Origin of the sequence: Methanobacterium bryantii, from assembly GCF_002287175.1 — an archaeon.
In the GTDB taxonomy this organism is placed as follows: domain Archaea; phylum Methanobacteriota; class Methanobacteria; order Methanobacteriales; family Methanobacteriaceae; genus Methanobacterium_D; species Methanobacterium_D bryantii.
In genome coordinates this window covers 592,975-613,009 of record NZ_LMVM01000001.1, presented here as the reverse complement: position 1 = coordinate 613,009, position 20,035 = coordinate 592,975, and the positions used below count along the sequence as shown (strand labels likewise).

Annotated in this window: 15 protein-coding genes; 6 read left to right on the top strand and 9 right to left on the bottom strand. The window is 31.4% G+C overall.

Annotation, left to right across the window (positions count from 1 at the left end):
* Positions 1-10 precede the first annotated feature (10 nt).
* Together ASJ80_RS02815 and ASJ80_RS02810 are read left to right on the top strand one after the other, a co-directional pair.
* Positions 11-700: an energy-coupling factor transporter transmembrane component T gene (locus tag ASJ80_RS02815; protein ID WP_338036857.1), complete on the top strand. Its 690-nt coding sequence runs from the start codon at positions 11-13 to the stop codon at positions 698-700.
* Positions 691-2,436: an ABC transporter ATP-binding protein gene (locus ASJ80_RS02810; protein WP_069582673.1), complete on the top strand. Its 1,746-nt coding sequence runs from the start codon at positions 691-693 to the stop codon at positions 2,434-2,436. Before ASJ80_RS02815 ends, ASJ80_RS02810 begins: the two co-directional genes overlap by 10 nt.
* A gap of 211 nt (positions 2,437-2,647) precedes the next feature.
* Here the strand turns inward: ASJ80_RS02810 and ASJ80_RS02805 are convergent, their stop codons facing one another.
* A complete protein-coding gene (locus ASJ80_RS02805) occupies positions 2,648-4,780 on the bottom strand; it encodes an acetate--CoA ligase family protein (RefSeq protein ID WP_069582674.1) in 2,133 nt (710 codons plus the stop codon).
* Between the two features lie 1,362 nt (positions 4,781-6,142).
* Here ASJ80_RS02805 and ASJ80_RS02800 point away from each other — a divergent pair.
* A complete protein-coding gene (locus tag ASJ80_RS02800; protein ID WP_083240847.1) occupies positions 6,143-7,624 on the top strand; it encodes a pseudomurein-binding repeat-containing protein in 1,482 nt (493 codons plus the stop codon).
* A gap of 343 nt (positions 7,625-7,967) precedes the next feature.
* Here the strand turns inward: ASJ80_RS02800 and ASJ80_RS02795 are convergent, their stop codons facing one another.
* On the bottom strand, positions 7,968-9,869 hold the full coding sequence (locus ASJ80_RS02795; protein ID WP_069582675.1) for a YhgE/Pip family protein: 1,902 nt from the start codon (positions 9,867-9,869) through the stop codon (positions 7,968-7,970).
* A gap of 111 nt (positions 9,870-9,980) precedes the next feature.
* Positions 9,981-10,436 (bottom strand): MarR family winged helix-turn-helix transcriptional regulator, encoded by a 456-nt coding sequence (locus ASJ80_RS02790; protein WP_069582676.1) that lies wholly within the window; start codon positions 10,434-10,436, stop codon positions 9,981-9,983.
* 494 nt (positions 10,437-10,930) lie between these two features.
* On the opposite strand from ASJ80_RS02790, the gene ASJ80_RS02785 reads away from it, so the two are divergent.
* The gene (locus tag ASJ80_RS02785) at positions 10,931-11,572 is read left to right on the top strand and encodes a cobalt-precorrin-8 methylmutase (RefSeq protein ID WP_069582703.1); all 642 of its coding nucleotides are present in this window, start codon (positions 10,931-10,933) and stop codon (positions 11,570-11,572) included.
* Positions 11,573-11,663: 91 nt separating this feature from the next.
* Entirely contained in the window at positions 11,664-12,917 is a 1,254-nt protein-coding gene (hemL, locus tag ASJ80_RS02780) for a glutamate-1-semialdehyde 2,1-aminomutase (protein WP_069582677.1), read from the top strand.
* Positions 12,918-13,000: 83 nt separating this feature from the next.
* On the opposite strand, the gene ASJ80_RS02775 is transcribed toward hemL, so the two are convergent.
* Positions 13,001-13,609, bottom strand: a complete 609-nt coding sequence (locus ASJ80_RS02775) for a hypothetical protein (RefSeq protein WP_095651958.1) — start codon at positions 13,607-13,609, stop codon at positions 13,001-13,003.
* A 434-nt stretch (positions 13,610-14,043) separates the two neighbouring features.
* On the opposite strand from ASJ80_RS02775, the gene ASJ80_RS02770 reads away from it, so the two are divergent.
* Positions 14,044-14,244 (top strand): hypothetical protein, encoded by a 201-nt coding sequence (locus ASJ80_RS02770; RefSeq protein WP_095651957.1) that lies wholly within the window; start codon positions 14,044-14,046, stop codon positions 14,242-14,244.
* On the opposite strand, the gene ASJ80_RS02765 is transcribed toward ASJ80_RS02770, so the two are convergent.
* The 5 genes from ASJ80_RS02765 to ASJ80_RS02745 all read right to left on the bottom strand — a co-directional run bounded on the left by ASJ80_RS02765 (position 14,241) and on the right by ASJ80_RS02745 (position 19,929).
* The gene (locus tag ASJ80_RS02765) at positions 14,241-14,957 is read right to left on the bottom strand and encodes a DUF4012 domain-containing protein (protein ID WP_095651956.1); all 717 of its coding nucleotides are present in this window, start codon (positions 14,955-14,957) and stop codon (positions 14,241-14,243) included. The two genes, ASJ80_RS02770 and ASJ80_RS02765, sit on opposite strands and share 4 nt — an antisense overlap.
* Positions 14,958-15,061: 104 nt before the next feature.
* On the bottom strand, positions 15,062-16,462 hold the full coding sequence (locus tag ASJ80_RS02760) for an undecaprenyl-phosphate glucose phosphotransferase (protein ID WP_095651955.1): 1,401 nt from the start codon (positions 16,460-16,462) through the stop codon (positions 15,062-15,064).
* A 25-nt stretch (positions 16,463-16,487) separates the two neighbouring features.
* Entirely contained in the window at positions 16,488-17,423 is a 936-nt protein-coding gene (locus tag ASJ80_RS02755) for a glycosyltransferase family 2 protein (RefSeq protein WP_095651954.1), read from the bottom strand.
* A gap of 422 nt (positions 17,424-17,845) precedes the next feature.
* Positions 17,846-18,805: a glycosyltransferase family 2 protein gene (locus ASJ80_RS02750; protein ID WP_095651953.1), complete on the bottom strand. Its 960-nt coding sequence runs from the start codon at positions 18,803-18,805 to the stop codon at positions 17,846-17,848.
* Between the two features lie 35 nt (positions 18,806-18,840).
* Positions 18,841-19,929, bottom strand: a complete 1,089-nt coding sequence (locus ASJ80_RS02745; protein WP_179288729.1) for an acyltransferase family protein — start codon at positions 19,927-19,929, stop codon at positions 18,841-18,843.
* Positions 19,930-20,035: the final 106 nt, after the last annotated feature.

Sequence of the window (20,035 nt, the reverse complement as noted above, 5' to 3'; positions counted from 1 at the left end):
TTATATCCCCATGGCTTTCTTAATTATCATTTTGAACCCATTAGTTTCTCACATTGGAGTTACAAAAATATACATCATAGGAAGTTACTTTATTACACTGGAAGCTTTGGTATATGGTATTTTAATGAGCTTATCCCTTTTAATCATATTATTGCTATTTGCATCGTATAACAACACAGTTTCTTACCAGGAAATGCTTTATATTCTTTCAAAAAGGTTTCCAAATATTTCTATAATAATTATAATGGCTTTGAGATTTATTCCATTGTTAAACTATAGGTTAAGTGAAGTAAATAAAGTTTTCAGGCTTAATCATGAAAGTTCAGCTAAAAACAATGAAACAAAGATAAATAAAATTAAAGATACAGCCCAAATGCTTGCAGTTGTTGTTTCCTGGTCATTAGAAGAATCAATGCTTGCTGCAAAATCAATGAAAGGTAGAGGGTATGGAATTACTGAGCGAACTAATTATTTATCCTTTAAATTTAGAAAAATCGATTATTATTTTATTTCAATTATCATTATCTCAGCTGTAGTATGTATAACTGGCCTTTTACAGGGTCACGGAAGAATAAACATTTATCCACAACTGCAGTTTTCATTTTCAGAAAATATATTCAATATATTCTATTTTTCATTTTTAATTTTATTACTACCTTTAGTTTACTTAGAATTTAAGGAGAAATTGATATGGCATTAATCAGCTTTAAAAATTTTTATTTTAAATATAATGAAAAAGACAAAAACGTTCTTTCTAACATCAATTTAGAAGTACTTCCAGGCGAATTTGTTTTATTCTGCGGCTCATCTGGATCTGGGAAAACAACACTACTTACTAATATCAAAAAAGAAATACGTCCTGCAGGAGTCTATGATGGGAAAATCTATTATGATGATGAAAATATAGAAATGCTCGAAGATAAAAAATCAGCATGTGAAATTGGCTTTTTATTTCAAAATCCTGAAGATCAGTTTGTATCTGACAATGTCATTCAAGAAATAGCTTTCCCTTTAGAAAACATTGGTTTGCCTACTGAAGATATCCGAAACAGGATAGCTGAAATGGCATCTTTCTTTGGCCTGGAGAAATATTTATACAAAAATGTCACTGAATTATCCGGCGGGCAAAAACAGCTGGTTAATTTATGTTCTTTATTGGTTTTAAAACCTAAATTACTTCTTTTAGATGAACCCACTTCACAGCTGGATCCCATAGCTGCATATAATTTTTTGTCAATGTTAAGAAGGTTAAACGAAGAATTCTCAATTACTATAATGGCTACAGAACACAGAATAGATAATATCTTTCCTTTTGCAGATAAGGCAGTTTTTTTGGATGAAGGACACATAAAATACATTGATAAACCTAGAACAATATGCTCAAAAGCAAACAAAAATCCAGTATTCCGCAACTATTTACCTTCAGTTGCTAGAGTACATTTCTTATTACAATCTAAATATCCTTTTTTGAATAAATATAAAATACCTCTGAACATACGTGAAGGAATGCAGGAATTAAATCTTCTGGATAAAAAATTAAAAGAAGTTAACACAGAGTTATATCGTGAAATAAATGAAAACCTATTTAAAAACTCAGAAAATTTAGATTCAAGTGATGTTCTGCTTAAATGCAAAGATATTTGGTTTGGTTACATAAATGACCACCTTATTTTAAGAGGGGTTTTTCTTGATATAAAAAAGGGGGAATTTATAAGTATATTTGGGGGAAATGGAACTGGAAAAACAACTTTACTGCAGATTTTATCCAGAATTATCAAACCACAAAAGGGTAAAGTCAACCTTAAAAAAGGAATTAGAGTAGGCTACGTTCACCAAAACCCCATGATCCATTTCTGGAGAGATACTGTCAAAGAAGAGTTATCACTGAACTTTTTGGAAAAATTTGAAGATAATAACTCGTCTAAATTCAGGAAACTGCGAGAATATATGCTCCAAAATAGTCATGAAAACATTAACTCAAATAACAATCAAATGATTTTGGATTCTCAAAAGGAGGAACTCATAGAATTTTTTGGAATATCTCATCTACTGGATAAACATCCTTACGACTGCAGTGGTGGGGAAAAACAAAAAATAGCCATTGTTAAAGCATTACTCACTAAACCAGATATTTTATTTTTAGATGAACCTACAAAGGGTTTAGATCCTGTGTCAAAATTACATCTTGCGTATAAATTAAAAAAATTGCAGAAAAATGGTTTAACTATTGTAATGGCAACCCATGACATTGATTTTGCGGCCGAGTACTCCAAAAGGTGTATGATCCTATTTGATGGGAGAATTCAGATTGACAGCACTCCTAAAGCTGTATTTTCCAGCAATAATTTCTATACCACTTTTGTAAACAGGATGGTGAAAAATTTTTTACCTGAAAGCATAACGTTAAATGATGTAAAAGAAAAATGGATTAATTAATTGGATTTTTTCCAAGTTTAAGATTTATTCAAGCAGTTTCTGTTTTATTAATTTTTAAATGATCCCAAGATGCGGAACTTAGCTTTTTAAATTACAAATTTAAGGTGAAACTTTAATGTTTCTAAAAAGAATCAATTCAGGATAGATAGAAAAAATAGAGACATTTATAATAAAAAAAATATTTTAAGAAGGATTTAAACCTTCCTTAAAATTATTCACTTGATTTTACCCTTGCACTCTGGGAAAGTTCGGATACAGGACCAGATCCGCCTTCTTTTAACATCAACCTCATATCAACAGCTAATGCTCCTTCTTCAAAGACCATTAACGGGTTGATTTCAAACTCGTTGATTTCTGGGAAGTCTGTAACAAGCTGTGAAATTCTCAGTATGATATCTGCAATGGCTTCAGTGTCCATTGCTTTATCTCCTCTTGTTCCTTCGAGGAGTTCATGAGTTTTAATTCCAGCTATCATTTCCCTTGCTTCCTCTTCATTTACAGGTGCAATTGCAAATTTAACGTCTTTTAATATTTCAACGTAGATACCGCCAAGTCCGAACATCATCATTGGACCGAATGTAGGATCCTGGACCATACCTATGATAACTTCTTTACCACCGGACAACATTTTCTGTAGCTGAACACCTTCAAGAGTTGCATCAGGTTCTTTTTTAGGTATGTTTTCCATCATGTCTTCATAAGCTGCTTTGACATCATCTGCACTGTTCAGGTTAAGTTTAATTCCACCCACATCGGATTTATGTGAAATTTGTGGAGAAACTATTTTCATAACCAGCGGATATCCAATTTCTTCAGCTGCTTTCACTGTGTCTTCAAGGGTTTTTGTAATTGCAGTGCCTACTGTTGGAATTCCGTATGCTTTAAGTATATCAAATGATTCAAGACCAAGGGTATACATATCTTTTTCCTGTGCCTCTTGAATAATGTTTTTAACAATTTCTTTGTCAACATCAAAATCAGGGGAGTCTGGATATTCCTGGTCTTTGATAATGCTGTAGTTGTATAAAGTTTTCATACTTTTAACAGCTCGTTTAGGATACAGGTAATTTGGTATCTGATGTTCAGCTAGAAGTTTTTCAGCCCCTTCAAAACTAGTTCCTCCAAAGAAACTGCATAAAATTGGTTTTTCAGAATTCTTTGCGTGTTCAATTGCAACTTTAGCAATTCCATCAGCATCGGTAACAGACTGAGGTGTAACCAAATAAATTACTCCATCTACATTAGGGTCTGCTAAAACAGTTTCAAGTGCAAATGCATATCTTTCGGGGCTTGCATCACCTAAAACATCAACAGGGTTTTTAACACTTGCAGTTGCAGGTAATCCGTCTTTTAATTTTTGTTTAGTTTCACATGTAAGTTCAGCAATTTCAAGGTTATTTTTTATTGCAACATCTGTTGTCATAATTGCTGGACCACCTGCATTTGTGATTATAGCTATTCTATTTCCCTTTGGAAGTGGAGATAAAGCTAAAGCACTACTGTAATCCATCATTTCATCGAGGGAATTTACACGTATAATTCCACACTGAGAGAAAGCTGCTTCATACGCAGAGTCAGAACCTGCAATTGTACCTGTGTGTGAAGAAACAGCTTCAGATCCTTTGGAAGTTCTTCCAGATTTTATAACAAGAACAGGTTTTTTCCTGGAAGCTTCTCTACTTGCTTCTATAAAACCAGGGCCGTCAACGATACCTTCCAGATATGCAGTTATAACTTCTGTATTTTCATCTTCCATAAAGTCTTTCATACAGTCATTTTCATTGATCACAGCTTTGTTTCCAAGGCTGACAATTCTGGAAAAACCAATATTCTTTTTATCCGCATAATCAAGAATAGCTGCCATGATAGCTCCAGATTGGGTCATAAAAGATATTTTACCTTTGTGGGCAATATCAGAGGAAAAAGATGCATTCATATCGTTATATGTATTCATTACACCTAAACAGTTAGGACCTACCAGTTTGATCTTGTATTTTTTACATAGTTCCACTAATTCATTTTCAAGTCGGGCCCCTTCTTCATCAATTTCTTTAAATCCTGCTGAAATTACAACAATATTTTTAATTCCAATTTCACCGCATTCTTCAACAGTTGCAGGAATTAAATGAGAAGGTATGGTTATAACTGCAAGATCTACAGGACCATGCTCACTTATTGATGTACAGGCAGTAATTCCAAGTATTTCACCGCCTTTAATATTAACCGGGACGATTTCTCCTTTATAGTAATTCAAAAGGGATCTCATTATATCGTATCCGATTTTACCTTTTGTTTCCGACGCACCTATTACTGCAATCGATTTTGCATTGAACATATCACGCATGTCTATCACCTATTACACATTCTATTACACATTTTATCCTTACGGAATCTTTATATTTCTATTACACAATTGTATCCTTACGGAATTTTTTTATTTTATTGATTATGAAATTAAAATTCATTAAAAAGAGTTTAAAGTTTTAGCTGCCTTCATTTTAAATATTACATTTTAATAGATTTGTAACTTTTCTTTTATAACTTGAATTTATTGTATCTACCTTTTCGCATTATTATAAAACTCACCTAATTATTATAAAGCGATCATATTGCGTTTTCAATTAATTGAATTTTACATTATTTATTATTTTAAACCTTAAATATATTTCTAAAAAAAAGTTTAAAAATAATATCTTCATAAACGTTTTGTTTTTTAAATCCAGCGAATATACGCTAATTTATTCTATTTATAGTTCACAAATATGATATTAAGTAAGTATAAAGCTTCTCACAAGTTAATTTCACCTATTTTTGTTGTACTGCTTTTATTACATATACATTTTCATTATAAAAGCAATTATTTTATTAGTAGCATGATAAGCCTGAATATAAACACTGTGTTTTAACCAAGTATTAATATTTTTGATTTAATGATCTCTATATTCACGTAGTAACTTCTATTTATAATATCTATAAAGTTTAAGGAGCTTTATTTATTTAAATATTTCCACAAAAGGTAGTTATGCTATTTTTTTTATTTGTAATAAATTTATTTTAATTTTAATATCATAATACACTTTTAATAATTAATTAAGATTTAATTAAATAGTATTAATTCATAAATAACTTCATAATTCTATTTATACAATGTAAAATTTTCTTTAGTCCAATAAAAAATAAAATTAATTAAATATAACCTTTTAAATCTTGTTCTTTATTTTAATTTAACTAATTAAAATATAAAAAAACGTTTATTAACTTTATATTTTAAATTTTAAGCTCAAATTATTTATCAAATAATTATAAGTCCATATAAAAAATTAAAGATTTTTAAAAAAGCTAATCAATTTTTAAACATCATCAAAAATTATTTAAAATCGTCTGGTTAATAATAAGCAAATGCTAACAGGAATATATACCAATAAAACGTGATTAGAATGTTTTAAATGATAAAATCCGTTATTTAATCTCTTTATTTTTGATTTAAAATCAAATCATTTATAAGATATGGATAACTATCCTGATCTGTAAATAATTTTTAAATTAAAACATTTAATTTAGATTTTATTTATCCTTAAAAAGGAGGTTGAAGGAAAATACGTAGTATTTTCCTGAACCCCGAAAAATAGAAAATTTTTCGGATGTTGAAGAAAATTTCTTTCGAAATTTTCGAAACCCCCAAATTGAAAATTTCGGAGGCGGAAAAATGCGGAAATTGTTCTTTGTAGCAGTAGTTGCTATGGCACTTTTTTTAAGTATCAGCAACATATCTGCAGCAAATTCTACAAACGTCACAACAGATCAGGTTGTTAATGCATCGACTGCGGTGAAATCATACGTAGAAACAAATCACACACTTCCAAGTACTGTAAATTTATCTGGAAAACAGGTGAACATGCAGCAATTCTTAGAACTTTCAACTACAGCAGTGTCAAATATCAACAATAACAAGTCCAATGCAACAATTACCCTCAAAGACTATGGTAACGCAACTGCTCCATCAGAAAACATTACAAGCAGAAATATCACTAAAGCAGAATATCTAGATATCGCAAACCGCGTTAAGTCTTACATGGATTCCAATGGACGAGCACCTAATTACGCCACACAAACCAGTACTGGAGACACCATCAGCTTTGAATCTATGGTTTATATGTATTCAAAGGTACTCAACTACTACAAAACAAATAAAGTGCTACCAAACTACGTTTCAGTAAATTCATGGTCAACAATTAGTACATCAAATAGCGCAAATGTAATAGGCAGTACAAGCTATGGTTATGTGGAAAAAGAAGTTTACGGGAATTTAAGTTCGAATAAAACCATAGTAATTATAGTAGGTGTACATCCCCAGGAAAATGGAATTCATACCGCTGTTGCAAATGCTCTGGCAAGTAAATCAGCAACTCTCAGTAAAAGGTATGTTATTTACAAAGTTCATGTAACTCAGGATGCAGATGATTACAGCAAAGGAAGAATGAATGGACAGTTATTAGCCCAAAAATTCGTGGTACCTGCCGTTTCTAAAGAAAATCCAATGTTAGTGGTAGACGTTCACGAAAATCACGGTGCAGATAGTGGGTATGATTATTACAGGTTTTTATATCCAATTTCAAGTACGAGCATAACTAAAACCTATGCCAACCAGATAATCAGCGCTATGTCATTTTTAGTAACATACAGCCCACCAAACCCAACAAGTACACAGTACGTTACAGTGCCTATCGCAAATAAAGGAATACCTACCATAATCTATGAAACTTACATGAGCGATTCAACAGCTAAGAAAAACAGTGATGCAAATGCATTTATAAACGCGTTAGACACTAAAGTTGGAAGCGCATCAACTGGAAACACAACACATGATACAACAGCTCCAAAAGTAACTTCAAGCACTCCCAAAAATGGTGCTACTGGAGTTTCAAGGACAGCTACTATCACCATTAAATTCAGTGAAAACATCAAATCAAGTGTTAACTGGTCTAAAATATACATGATAAATCTGAATACTGGAAAAAAAATTGTAATCAACAAATCAATAAGCGGCAACACTCTCTCAATCAAAATGGATTTAAAAAGATACGCTTACAACGTGTATCAGATCTACATTCCAGCATCTGCTGTTAAAGACATTGCAGGTAACAATTTAGGTACTGCATATACATTTAGATTTGTAACAGGGACGTAATGCCCTTTCCTTTTTATTTTTAAAATAATAAATACTTTTGTTTTAATTTCTTAAATTCAATTATCATGTCTATCTACGTGGCTTAAAACTTTAAGCTTTTTTACGTATAAAATATGCATAAAAACACACAATCACAAAAATGAAATTATAAATAAGTACAAAATTACTATTTAATTTGGATTAAGATTGTTTTTATTGGACATTGAGCGTATTACTATTTAATTTGGATTAAGATTGTTTTTATTGGACATTGAGCGTATTTCCTTTAATGTCCAACGTAAAACATCTATTTTAATAAAAAATAGAGGAATTATCCTGCAATAGATAACTAAATATTTAAGAATTATCCAACTAACCCGCTGTCCTTTAATTTTTCTTCTATATCTTGTGAATCATTTATCTTTCCAGTAATCAGCAGTGCTAGCACTAAGATCACGCCTGTGAATATAAATACTATTCCTAAATTATACCAGTAACTGTTCCATAAAACCCCTGCAACCACTTCTCTAAGAGCTCTAATAGCATACGTCATAGGCAAATATGGTTGTATAACCTGGAAAAAAGTAGATTGGAGTTCTGAAGGGTAAATTCCTCCTGAAGAAGCAATTTGCAAAATCAGCGCTAAAACTGCTATTACTTTCCCTAAACTTCCAAAGATTGAAACCACAGAATACATGATTATCATAAAACACATGCCTATGGCCAATATGGTTAATGTCATTAGTGCTGCGGATGAATTTTGTACATTTAAGAGCAATACACCCAATGCAATTAATAATGACTGAAATAAGCCTATTACTAAAAATAAATTCATTCTTCCAAAATAAGCCGCCTTAACAGAATATATATTTGATTTCACGCGCGCAGCTACCATAGCTATGGCTATAAGACACCCTATCCATAGTGATAAAGCAATGTAAAATGGAGCAAGACTAGACCCATAATTATTCACAGGATACATGCTTTCTTTCTCTAATTCTACGGGGCTTTCAAAGTAATTTTTAACATCACCCTGGTTAGTATCTGAGAATGCTATTAATTTATCTATGTCCTCTTCATTTATCGAATTAAGCTTAGCTGCAGCTACAGGTATGGCACTTTTAATTGTAGGCCATTTTGAGTTAACCATATTTAATGTGGCCGCGGCTTTATTAATTTTATGGTTTATATTAGCTTTGTTTGCCACGAGCACATTCACACCGTCGTCCATCTGGTCAATTAAAGATTTTAACTCTGTTAATTTTCCTCCAGGGTTTTTACCATCTTTTATATTAGTTTCTATCTGTTTTAAAACTGTGAGAACTTGATTTGCATAGCTGATATCAGTTTCAATTTGTTTAATGACAGGCTCTAGTTGAGCATCACCTGTTGCATTGTATAAACTGGTTAAAATTGCGTCGACATACTTAAGACCAGTTACGGTCGTGTTAACCTGTGATTCTATGTCCTGAACTTTGGCTAAAGATTTCTGAGGATCAGATAAAATTTGATTGTACAAAGAATCATAATTGTTCCTTGCATAATTAGAATATTTTTGTATTTCAGGAAGGGCAGCACTGATTTTAGGCCATATTTTTTGTACTGTGTCCATATCCGAATTTGCTTCAGATATTGATGAATCTATAACACCTATCTTTCCATTTAACTCATTTATAAATGATCTTAACTTAATGAATTGTGCTTTATTTTCTTTAGCCACTTCCCCAACATCGCTGAGCTTACCAAAGATAACCCCGTCGATGGTTTTAACTATTTCATCATTAATTTTAGTTTGTATCCCATTAGCCCCAGCACTGGTAAGTCTTGTTGCAATTGGACTCAATTTTTCATTGTCTACATACTGTATTTTAGCCTGTTGAGGAGTTGTAGTTTCGATGGAAAGTAAATCTTCACTGAAGTTATCTGGAATTATCAAAGCTGCATAATACTTTCCGTTTTTAACACCGTCTAATGCAGTGTTTTTATCAACAAACTGCCAGCTAAAATTTGTATTATTTTTTAACTCATCAACTAGAATATTTCCAACAGTATAGTGTGTTCCATTAATACTATAACCTTCATCACCATTAACCACAGCAACCTTCATATTTGAGGTTTGAGAATAGGGATCCCATGCTGAAGGAATGGTAAACAGGATATACAGTGAAGGTAAGCATATAATCACTATCAAAAAGACCATAAGTATTGGGAGCTGCTTAATTGTTCTAAGATCATTTTTAAATATTTTAATTGCTTCTTTTATCATTAAAACCACCCGAACAGTTTTATTAAACTTTTCCTTTTAATTACTCAAATAATAATTGCTTTAGTAATAGTTGCTAAAGCAATTATTGGAGGATAAATTTAAACTGGAAAATTACATAGAATATTTCTGTACATTTTGTTCTATACGCTTTAATACATCTTTAACTATTTTTTCTTCATCAGAACTGACATTCTCCAGTAACTTTCCTCTTTGATGCATTATCAAAGGAATAAAACTATTAAAACGAGATTTACCCTCCTCGGACATGTAAACTTTAAAGATCCTGCGATCATTCTCATCGACTTCTCGGCGTACATATCCCTTCTTTTCCAGCTTGTCAATAAGGCGGGTTATATTGGGATAATCATTGAGAATTTTGTCTGCAAGCTGTCTCTGTGATTGGCCATCATTCATATACAATTTATAGAGTAAAAATGCCTGTTCTGGTGTGAAATTAGGTTCGTTCTCATCTAACAACTTTTGAAGTTGAAATCGTAACAAACGCGCAGATCCATAGATCTGGTAGATCAAAAAGTCATCCAAATCAATTAATTCATTTTTTTCCATGAAATACCTCATAATCGTTGCTTAGGCAACTATTATATATTTATATTATAAAAACTTTGTGTAAAATCATCAAATTAAAGAGGGATGTCTTGCGTAATTTACTGTTGACAGTGTTATAACAATTAACCCCTAAAAAAATTGGAAATTAAATTATAAATAAAATTCAAAATATCAAAATCAGAAATTGAGATTATGTATAACCCAGATGCAAACTGCAAAAAAATATAAATTCTCATCACCAATTAAAAAATTGAGAAACGCTCATGTGTAGAAGTTGTGCAAATAATGTAATTATAAAATAATATAATTTTCATGCGATATGGTTGAATTACATGTTTAAAGATAATTCCTTATTAAAATTACAAACATGTATAATTCATGTGCGTGTCATAGACATGAGCGTAAGAGATATTGAATTAGATATTGCAGATTTATATCCTATGTCCTCTTTAAATATAGTAACAATTAAAATTAAAAATCTAAGATGTGAAAAAATGGGTAACGATTCTATTTTCATGGGTGCATCAACAAAACAGGGCTATGATATAGCCTCTAAAAGTAGAGAAATAGTAAGATCATTAATTGCAGATAAAATAAAAGATCTTTCTCCAGCCGAGCAAAGGATAGTTGAGAGAATAGTTCATTCTACAGCAGATCCTGAATATGCAGATATCAGCAGAGTATCTTCTGATTTTGTAGATGAAAGTATAAAAGCAATTAAAGCCAGGAAAGATATTCTTACAGACATAAATATGGTCAAAGTTGGAATAAATAAATATGAAGGTGAAATAAAGTGCTATATCAGCCATGAAGATGCCATTAAACTTGCAAAAGAAGAACAAATAACTCGAGCAGCCGCTGCAATGCGTGTTGCACATGAAGAGGGTTTTGATGGGATTATTGTAATTGGAAACGCTCCCACAGCACTTTTTGAAGCTATAAATCTGGTTGAAAATGAAGGTATGAAAGCGAAATCCATTGCAGGGGCCCCAGTCGGATTTGTCGGTGCTGCAGAATCTAAAGAAGCACTTGCAAAAACTAAAATACCCCATATTATAACCAAAGGGCCAAAAGGCGGGACCCCAGTTGCAGTGGCCATTGCAAATTCGCTTATTGGACTTGAAAAATTAGTTTAAATAGTACACCATACATGTAAACCCCTAACTAAATTACATTTAATTATTTCAAACTTACCCAAGTTAGCTAACAAGATAAGGAGTTAAAAATATGAAATCTGAAGAATTATTCAAAGAAGCCCAAAATTATCTTCCAGGAGGAGTAGATTCTCCTGTTAGAGCTTATAAACCATATCCCTTCTTTGCAAAAGAAGCAAAAGGTTCAAAAATAATAGATGTTGATGGAAATTCATATATAGATTACTGCCTCGCATATGGACCTCTCGTTTTAGGTCATGCAAACGAAAAAATAATGGGCAAAGTTGCAGAACAGCTTAAAATTGGTTCAGCATATGGTGTTCCTACAGAAAATGAAATTAAGCTTGCAAAACTTGTAATTAAAAAAGTACCATGTGCCGACATGGTTCGGTTTGTAAATTCAGGTACAGAAGCAACAATGAGTGCAATAAGACTCGCAAGAGCAGCCACCGGTAAAAAAAAGATCATCAAATTTGAAGGGTCCTATCACGGAGCACATGATTACGTTCTCGTAAAATCAGGTTCTGGAGCTGCAGGATTGCCAGATTCACCAGGCGTGCCAGAAGATACAACAAAAAATACAGTTTTAATACCTTTTAACGATAAAGAAGCTGTGGTAGATTTAATAGAAAGAGAAAAAAATGACATTGCAGCCATAATTGTAGAACCCATAATGGGAAATGTAGGTTTTATTCCCCCAAAAGAAGACTATTTAAAATTTTTACGTCAAATAACAGGTCAAAATAATATTATCTTAATATTTGATGAAGTTATCACTGGTTTTAGAATAGCTGAAGGTGGAGCTCAAGAATATTTCGGAGTAACTCCAGATCTTGTAACTTTCGGTAAAATTCTTGGTGGAGGATTCCCTATCGGTGCTTTAGCAGGTAAAAAAGAGTTTATGGAAATGATAGCTCCAGCGGGCACTGTTTATCAGGCAGGGACATTTAATGGAAATCCCGTGTCAATTACTGCAGGACTTGCAATGTTAAACCAGCTTAATGATGATTTTTATGCAGAATCAAAAAGAAAAGGAAAGATGATAAGAACTGGAATTCAAGATATACTCTCTGATAATAATCTGAACTTTAAAATAGTTGGTTTAAGCTCCATGTTCCAGTTATACTTTACAGATAAAGAAGTATATGATTATGACACTGCTAAATCTGCAGACACTGAAAAGTTCAACCAGTATTTCCAGACTTTACTTAAAAATGGAGTTTTTATCCCACCATCACAGTTTGAATGCTGTTTCATATCATCCATGCATGATAATGAAGATATTCAAAAAACACTGGAAGCTGTAGAAAAAGCAATAAAAGTTTAAAACTTTTTTTAGTTTTTATATCCGTTATGGGTTTAAACCCTTTTCTAAATTTTAAACTATTACTTAAAATAAAGAACATGATTTTAAGTCGTTGCATATAAAAATAAAAGCACAAACGCAGTTATAATAAATAAAGTTGCACTTATTTTTGTAAAATAATGGCTTTCTGCATGTTCTACCCTTGACCGCTGCTTTTTAACATGTGATAAAAAATTATTTTCCTGTACAACCATATTTACAGCAGCAGTTTCAATGATGCTTTCATCTAAAGTTTTTTCTTCAAGTGTATCCCATAGTCCGTTTTCTCCATAATTAATCTCAGCCAATATGTCTTCCTGCATTTTAATACGCATTGATAAATCTTCAAAAAACTTTTTTCTCTTCTCAGATTTGCTTTTAAGGGCATTTTCTATTTCCTGCAGTTCATCATAATTACCGTTCACTGTCCCAGAGTTATCCCCATTTAAGTCTTTTGAATCTTTGATCTTTATAAAATCATCAATATCTTCATAAAATTCCAGATCACTACCACATTCACATTCTAAAAAATCATCTGGTGATTCATTTTCTTTAAGAGGATAATATCCATAACATTTATGACATATTAAATATCCATGGTCATCATTTGATCTTTTTAGATTTTCAAAGAAATTTAGATCAAATGACTTGCCCCTATTACTGTCTGATGACATCAAAACACCTTACTATTATACATTAGTTAAATTTGTTAACGTATTATATAATACTAGTAGTATTGCACAAATAATACTACTATTTAAGCAGATTTTTACATAAATTTCAAAGCATAATTTATGATTATACTTTAAACGATATTAAATATTTTCAGGTAATTTATTGTTTCTATTTGTGATAATTATGCCAATATGCAATACTCTAAATTAAAGATATAATTCTGAAAAAAAATAGAAGAGTATCATTCAAAAAACTGTCAAAATCCCCAAAAAATCTTTGATTTTTTTGGGACTATCAAACGCAAAGCGTTTGAGCATGTAAAAAATCTACGATTTTTTACGGTTGCAAAACCAAAAGTTTTGCAAACATCAAAAGACTAAAAGTCCTTTGGACGCGCGAAACAAAGCTGGAGAAAAATGCACAGCATTTTTCTATGCCGGAGGAAATAAATTTCCTCGGCCGCAAAAACAAAGGTTTTTGCAGGCGTCAAAAATCTACGATTTTTGACAGTGCCCCGCAAGCTTTGTCTCGGAGCCACGAAACATGCGAACACGTTGTGTTTGCAGTTACAAAATCGAAGATTTTAAGGGATTCTGAGGGACTTTTTTTAAAGATTTTCAATTCAACAAATTAAAGTAAAGATTTAAACCCATATGCAATAGCTATCTTTACAAATGCATCTTTTGGTACAACTACTATGTTTCCTAAGGCATATTGGGCAGTAGCTGCCTGTAAAAATGCAGAAAATTTACTTTTATCCTTTATAGCATCTATCATAGGATTCATAACAGATTTTACAGCTTCACCCCTACTCATATTTTCATTATACTGTTCATTTCGTACGAAAGCTATAGAACTACCCGTAACATCTGTGCCATTAACATATATTGGTCCAATAGCATTTATCAACGCATCTATAGCATCAGGAGTTACCACTACAACAACATCTGTTTTATAACCAGTATTGTATTGAACGATCTCTTGAGCTAGCTTAGTTCCAGTTTCTACATTAGCATCCCATAGGGAATCATGGAGATAAAGCTTGGTTACACCCTGTGTTTCCTTTAGATACTCCGGAGGTGAAGCAGTTGGATGGGCCATACCGCCAGGATATATTGGCGTTACATTTTCAATATTTCCATCATGTGTATGGACTACAAAAGCCATATCTACAGCCCCAATACCCGGCCTCTTTTCTGAAGGGTCTGCACAGAGAATAAGTATGTTATGATCCCCTTCCAGCACATTTAGATCTGAAGACGTAGTTTGATATTCATAAGCTACAAATAAAATACCTGCAATAAAAATAAGTAGAATAATAATAGCAATTTTCTTTTTCCATGACATATTTTAACCTTCAATTTATCTTTGAATTAATAAAAATAGTAGTAGTAACTCATGTCATATAATCTTTAGTAATAAATAAATGTATTACTTCAATCAAAAATCAGTTAATAAGCATTCTTATTGACAAAACCCTGGATTAAAGTCATTAAAAATATTTTTATATCTAAAATTAAAGTCCAGTTTTCCACATAATAGATATCAAATTCTATCCGTTTTTTGATGGAAGTATTTCCTCTCCACCCATGTACTTGAGCCCAACCACTCATCCCAGGACGTACATGATGTTTAATCATGTAATCTGGAACTTCCTCGCGGAACTTTTCTACAAAATAAGGGCGCTCAGGTCTAGGGCCTATTAAGCTCATATCTCCTTTTAATATGTTAAAAAGCTGCGGAAGTTCATCAATACTTGTTTTCCGGATAAATGAACCAAATTTAGTGGTACGGGGGTCATCTTTAACTGTCCATTGATTTTTTTCTGCTTCTTCGTCCTGAATCTTCATACTACGGAACTTATACATTACAAATTTCCTCCTGTTAAACCCTATCCTTTCCTGTTTAAATATAACTGGTCCCGGAGAACTTAATTTTATTATAACCGCTGTTAAAATCAGAACCGGCGAAAGAAGTATAATGCCAGTTATAGCAAATAAAAGATCTGAAATTCTTTTAACAATTTTTTTAAACGAACTATCAAGAGGAACGTATCTAATATCTATAATTGGAATATCATCTATCATATCGATATAGTGTTTTGCAGGGAAGTACCTATAATAATCAGGTACAATTTCTGCTTTTACACCATACCTTTCACATAAATCTATTATAGATTCTAATAGAGCAGAATGTCTTGGAGATATTGTTATAATTACCTTATCTATCTGGTTTGTTAAAATAACATCACATAAGTCATCAATGTTTCCTATTACTTGAGAATTCGCAATCTTATGTCCTTTTTCAATATTATCATCTAAAAATCCAATTATATTATATCCCAGATATTCACGCTGATTGAGTTTAGTTGCAACCTGTTCACCTAGTACTCCTCCCCCTACCATTAAAATATATTTAATATTAAAACCCTTGCTGCGTATAAACCGAAGTGATTGTCTAAATATGATTCTTTCAATACTGGAAAATACTGTACTGAATAAGGCAAATAATGCAAGTAAATACCTGGAGTAATCAATTTGTTCAATTATAAAAAGGAACGTTACAAGCATTAATAATCCCATAACATTTGCTTTAATGATATTTACAGGCAGTGATCTAACGCTTTTAGTCCTTTGAGGAGTATATAAACCAAAAACAGAATATAATAAAATATATAATGGTATAATGACTAAAAGGGATAACATATAGTACCCAAAACCTAAATTAGGCTCATGAATAAATAAATTGCTCTGAAAGCGGACAAACCATGCACATACAAGTGAAAATACGATTACCATTAGGTCTATAATTACTAGAGCCAGATTAAAAAATCTTTGATTTTGCCTGATCATTCCCTCACCAATTCACCAATATATCTTATTTAGATAGTTGCGAAACAGGTTCTTTTGGAGTTTTATTAGGCATAATCATGCCATAGTTAATTTTTAATGTGTTTAAAGATAGTTTTAATCCATACATTCCCCATATTCCTGTATATGTGATTGCGGTTATAATTCTAGAATATTCATCTTTGTAATGTTTGTTGTAAAAGATATACATTGCCCTGTAAAACTCATATATGATCTTGTTTTTTTGTTTACTGCTTGCTCCCTTGTAATGAATTATTTCAGCATCACTGTAATACACTATTTTCCAGCCAGCTGCTTTAATTCTATAGCACCAGTCAATATCTTCCCCATACATGAAAAATGCTTCATCTAGAAGCCCTACTTGACGGATGGCTGCAGATCTTAGCAGCATGAAAGCTCCAACTAAACAATCAACTTCATAAGTTTCATTTTCATCAAGATATGTGAGGTTATACCTTCCAAAACGTTCACTTTTTGGAAAAATGTGTGACAATCCAGTCATTCGATAAAATGAAACATTGAAATCGGGAAAACTTCTCCTACATGCTTTATCCAACGTGCCGTCTGGTAAAACAACTTTACATCCCACTGCACCTAATTTATTATCATTTTCCATGTAGTCTATGCATTTTTCAATGCAGTCGTCAACAACTATAGTGTCAGAATTAAGTAACAGCACATATTTAGAAGATATTTGATTCAGGGCCAAATTGTTTGCATGAGCAAAGCCTTTATTTTCTTCATTTGCAATAAATTTAATTAGACCCGTTTCTGATTCTTTGTAAAAATCTTTTTTTAGATTTTCAAGACTGCCGTCAGCTGATGCATTGTCCACCACGTATATTTCATAACTGAAAGGGTGGTTTTTGTTGATTACAGATTCTATAGTTTGTTTTGTTAAATCATAGGTACAATAGTTCACTATTATTATAGATAAGTCCATAAATTCCGCCTCTATATAAAATATTCTACTTGAGAATTGAAACATTCAATCTGAATTAATACTTTATTTAATTTTTTGATTATTAGATTGAAAAGTTATTTAACATTTCAGGAGGTTATAATATTATATTAAAATAAGAAAGATAAGCTTTACTATACAATTTTCACTTAATAATAAATTTAATGATATTTTTAATAAAAAAACATCTTTTATTTAAAAAAATATGCAATATTTATAAAAAAATAGTACATTATCTAGAAAAAATTAAGTTTGATAATAAATATAATTAATAATATCCAGTTAAATATAATTAGTAAAAATTTTATACTTTATTGAAAAAATTAAGTTTACATGTACTTATACTTACAGATCATATCAAATACTGCATCTTACACTCTCATAGTATATTAAAAAGTTTTGTATTAAAAAAAAATAAATTTTACAGTATTTTTAATTAAAAGCCATTCGATCTTCAAATAATTGATAATATTTTTATTTTCATATTTCGTTTTTTCAATTTTCCCCAAAGAATTAAATCCCTCTTTTAGACCATTTAAATAAATACTGCCCTGCCCTTTTTTAAAGAAAAATATGTACTTTATGAAGTAACCTGCAAGTAAAAAAATACCATTTAATACCAGTTGAGGCCACGGCATATTTTTATATGGGACATAAACATTATTCCTCGCAGCTAATCTGATTTTAAATTCATTATATTTACTACCGCTGGTCCCGCTACCAAAATGATAAACAACTGCATCAGGGCAATAAACACATTTATATCCTCTAATTCTTGCCCTATAGCCAATATCCACATCTTCCATATATGCAAAGAAATTTTCATCAAAGCAGCCCAATTCATCTAAAATACTTTTTCTATAAAGAGCAGCTCCAGCGCAGGCACTGAAAGTTTCTCTTTCTTGAGAATAAATCTCTGGAGATCTTCCATCACCTACTTTTTTTGTCCAGCCAAAAATTGTGTATTCGTCACCAGCATCGTCCATTTTACGCCTATCGTTGTAGCGGATCATCTTGGAAGAGACTGCAAATATACGTTCATCTTTTTCAATACATTTTAAAAGATTTGAAATAGAATCTACTTCCAGTTCAACATCATTATTTAAAAGAAAAATATATTCTGAAGATGATCTTTTTATTCCCTGATTAACTGCGGCTGCGAAGCCCAAATTTTCTTTATTTTGTATTAAAGTGAATTCAGGATAATTTTCATGAATATACCTTACACTTTCATCAGATGACGCGTTATCTATGATTATTACCTCATAAAACGAGTAAGATTGCTTTTTAATGGAATTAAGACACGTTTTGAGGAATTGTTTTCCATTAAAAGTAGGTATTACTACTGAAAGTTTGGTATCCATAAAAATTTCCTTTTAAACTAATTAATTCTTAAACATCATCTCTTATAAATACTATTTAAATTCAATATTCTGGCTAAAAATTTACGTATGTTACCTTGAATTAATTCACTGTTATCTTGAGATTCATCTTTTATTAAGATTTTTACGGCAATGTCTGTCAATGCATTCATATCCCTGCTAACTATATCTTGAGATAGGATAAACAGGACAATAGTTGCTCCTAAACCAACATAAACCACACAGAAAGTGTAACTTTTAAACAGGAAGTTATAACCTAAATAGTTGAATATATCTGGCAGATAACTTACAAAATACAAATGTAAAATATAAATAGCCAACGAATTTCTTCCCATTTTAGTTAAAAATGTTTTTTTAGAGGTCATAATATTGAATAGAAGAATACAACACAGTATTCCAACAGATATAACTATAAGTCTTAATATTATACCCTCTGCATTTCCCATATGCATGTCCACATAGGAAGTTTTCAACATCATGAGTTTATTTGATTTAAAAACGAAAAATAACGTCGCTGTAGTAATTAATGCAACAAAAGCCCCTGTAGATAAATATTTATTAAATGTAAATTTTTCTTTCAAATCTTTGAAGTAGTATCCGAAAAGAAATACGGGGAAGAAACATATAGTCCTTGAAATTGATAAAAGGTCTGATTTAAAATCAATAACCCCTATAAATAATGCTAATAAAATACTAAACCAGAAAATATATTTTATTCTATCTGCAGCCGGTAAAAAGGTTCTCCAGAAGAAAAGGCTTAATAAATACCACAATCCATAGCCAGGTATTATATACATGGTTCTGGATAAATTTCCATCTATTAAAAAAACAGACAGTATCCACAATGTGTTAAATAATAAATATGGTATAAAAACATTTTTTAAAGCTTTCACATTAGTATCTGAAGCAATTTTAGAGAAATAACCACTGATAAATATGAATAACGGCATATGAAAGAGGTATATTGATGTATAAGCCAAATCTAAACCGCTACCGACAAAACGATTAGCAACTAAACAGCTGCCGATAAAATGGCCAAAAACTACAAGTATTATAGCTAAGCCCCTTAAATTATCAAATTTAAGATCACGAATCACTGCACTCACAATTATCCCCTTACAGTGTATTAACAGAACCTCTTATTAATAAATATCGCTTAATACTCATTTTAATATTAAAAAAGAAATTTATATGAGTTAATATCCAATATTG

What these genes read in the sequence shown, in the direction of transcription:
- ASJ80_RS02815 (WP_338036857.1), top strand. Translation starts at nt 11, where the DNA reads ATGGCTTTCTTAATTATCATTTTGAACCCATTAGTTTCTCACATTGGA.
- ASJ80_RS02810 (WP_069582673.1), top strand. Translation starts at nt 691, where the DNA reads ATGGCATTAATCAGCTTTAAAAATTTTTATTTTAAATATAATGAAAAA.
- ASJ80_RS02805 (WP_069582674.1), bottom strand. Translation starts at nt 4,780, where the DNA reads ATGCGTGATATGTTCAATGCAAAATCGATTGCAGTAATAGGTGCGTCG.
- ASJ80_RS02800 (WP_083240847.1), top strand. Translation starts at nt 6,143, where the DNA reads ATGCGGAAATTGTTCTTTGTAGCAGTAGTTGCTATGGCACTTTTTTTA.
- ASJ80_RS02795 (WP_069582675.1), bottom strand. Translation starts at nt 9,869, where the DNA reads ATGATAAAAGAAGCAATTAAAATATTTAAAAATGATCTTAGAACAATT.
- ASJ80_RS02790 (WP_069582676.1), bottom strand. Translation starts at nt 10,436, where the DNA reads ATGGAAAAAAATGAATTAATTGATTTGGATGACTTTTTGATCTACCAG.
- ASJ80_RS02785 (WP_069582703.1), top strand. Translation starts at nt 10,931, where the DNA reads ATGGGTAACGATTCTATTTTCATGGGTGCATCAACAAAACAGGGCTAT.
- hemL (WP_069582677.1), top strand. Translation starts at nt 11,664, where the DNA reads ATGAAATCTGAAGAATTATTCAAAGAAGCCCAAAATTATCTTCCAGGA.
- ASJ80_RS02775 (WP_095651958.1), bottom strand. Translation starts at nt 13,609, where the DNA reads ATGTCATCAGACAGTAATAGGGGCAAGTCATTTGATCTAAATTTCTTT.
- ASJ80_RS02770 (WP_095651957.1), top strand. Translation starts at nt 14,044, where the DNA reads ATGCCGGAGGAAATAAATTTCCTCGGCCGCAAAAACAAAGGTTTTTGC.
- ASJ80_RS02765 (WP_095651956.1), bottom strand. Translation starts at nt 14,957, where the DNA reads ATGTCATGGAAAAAGAAAATTGCTATTATTATTCTACTTATTTTTATT.
- ASJ80_RS02760 (WP_095651955.1), bottom strand. Translation starts at nt 16,462, where the DNA reads ATGATCAGGCAAAATCAAAGATTTTTTAATCTGGCTCTAGTAATTATA.
- ASJ80_RS02755 (WP_095651954.1), bottom strand. Translation starts at nt 17,423, where the DNA reads ATGGACTTATCTATAATAATAGTGAACTATTGTACCTATGATTTAACA.
- ASJ80_RS02750 (WP_095651953.1), bottom strand. Translation starts at nt 18,805, where the DNA reads ATGGATACCAAACTTTCAGTAGTAATACCTACTTTTAATGGAAAACAA.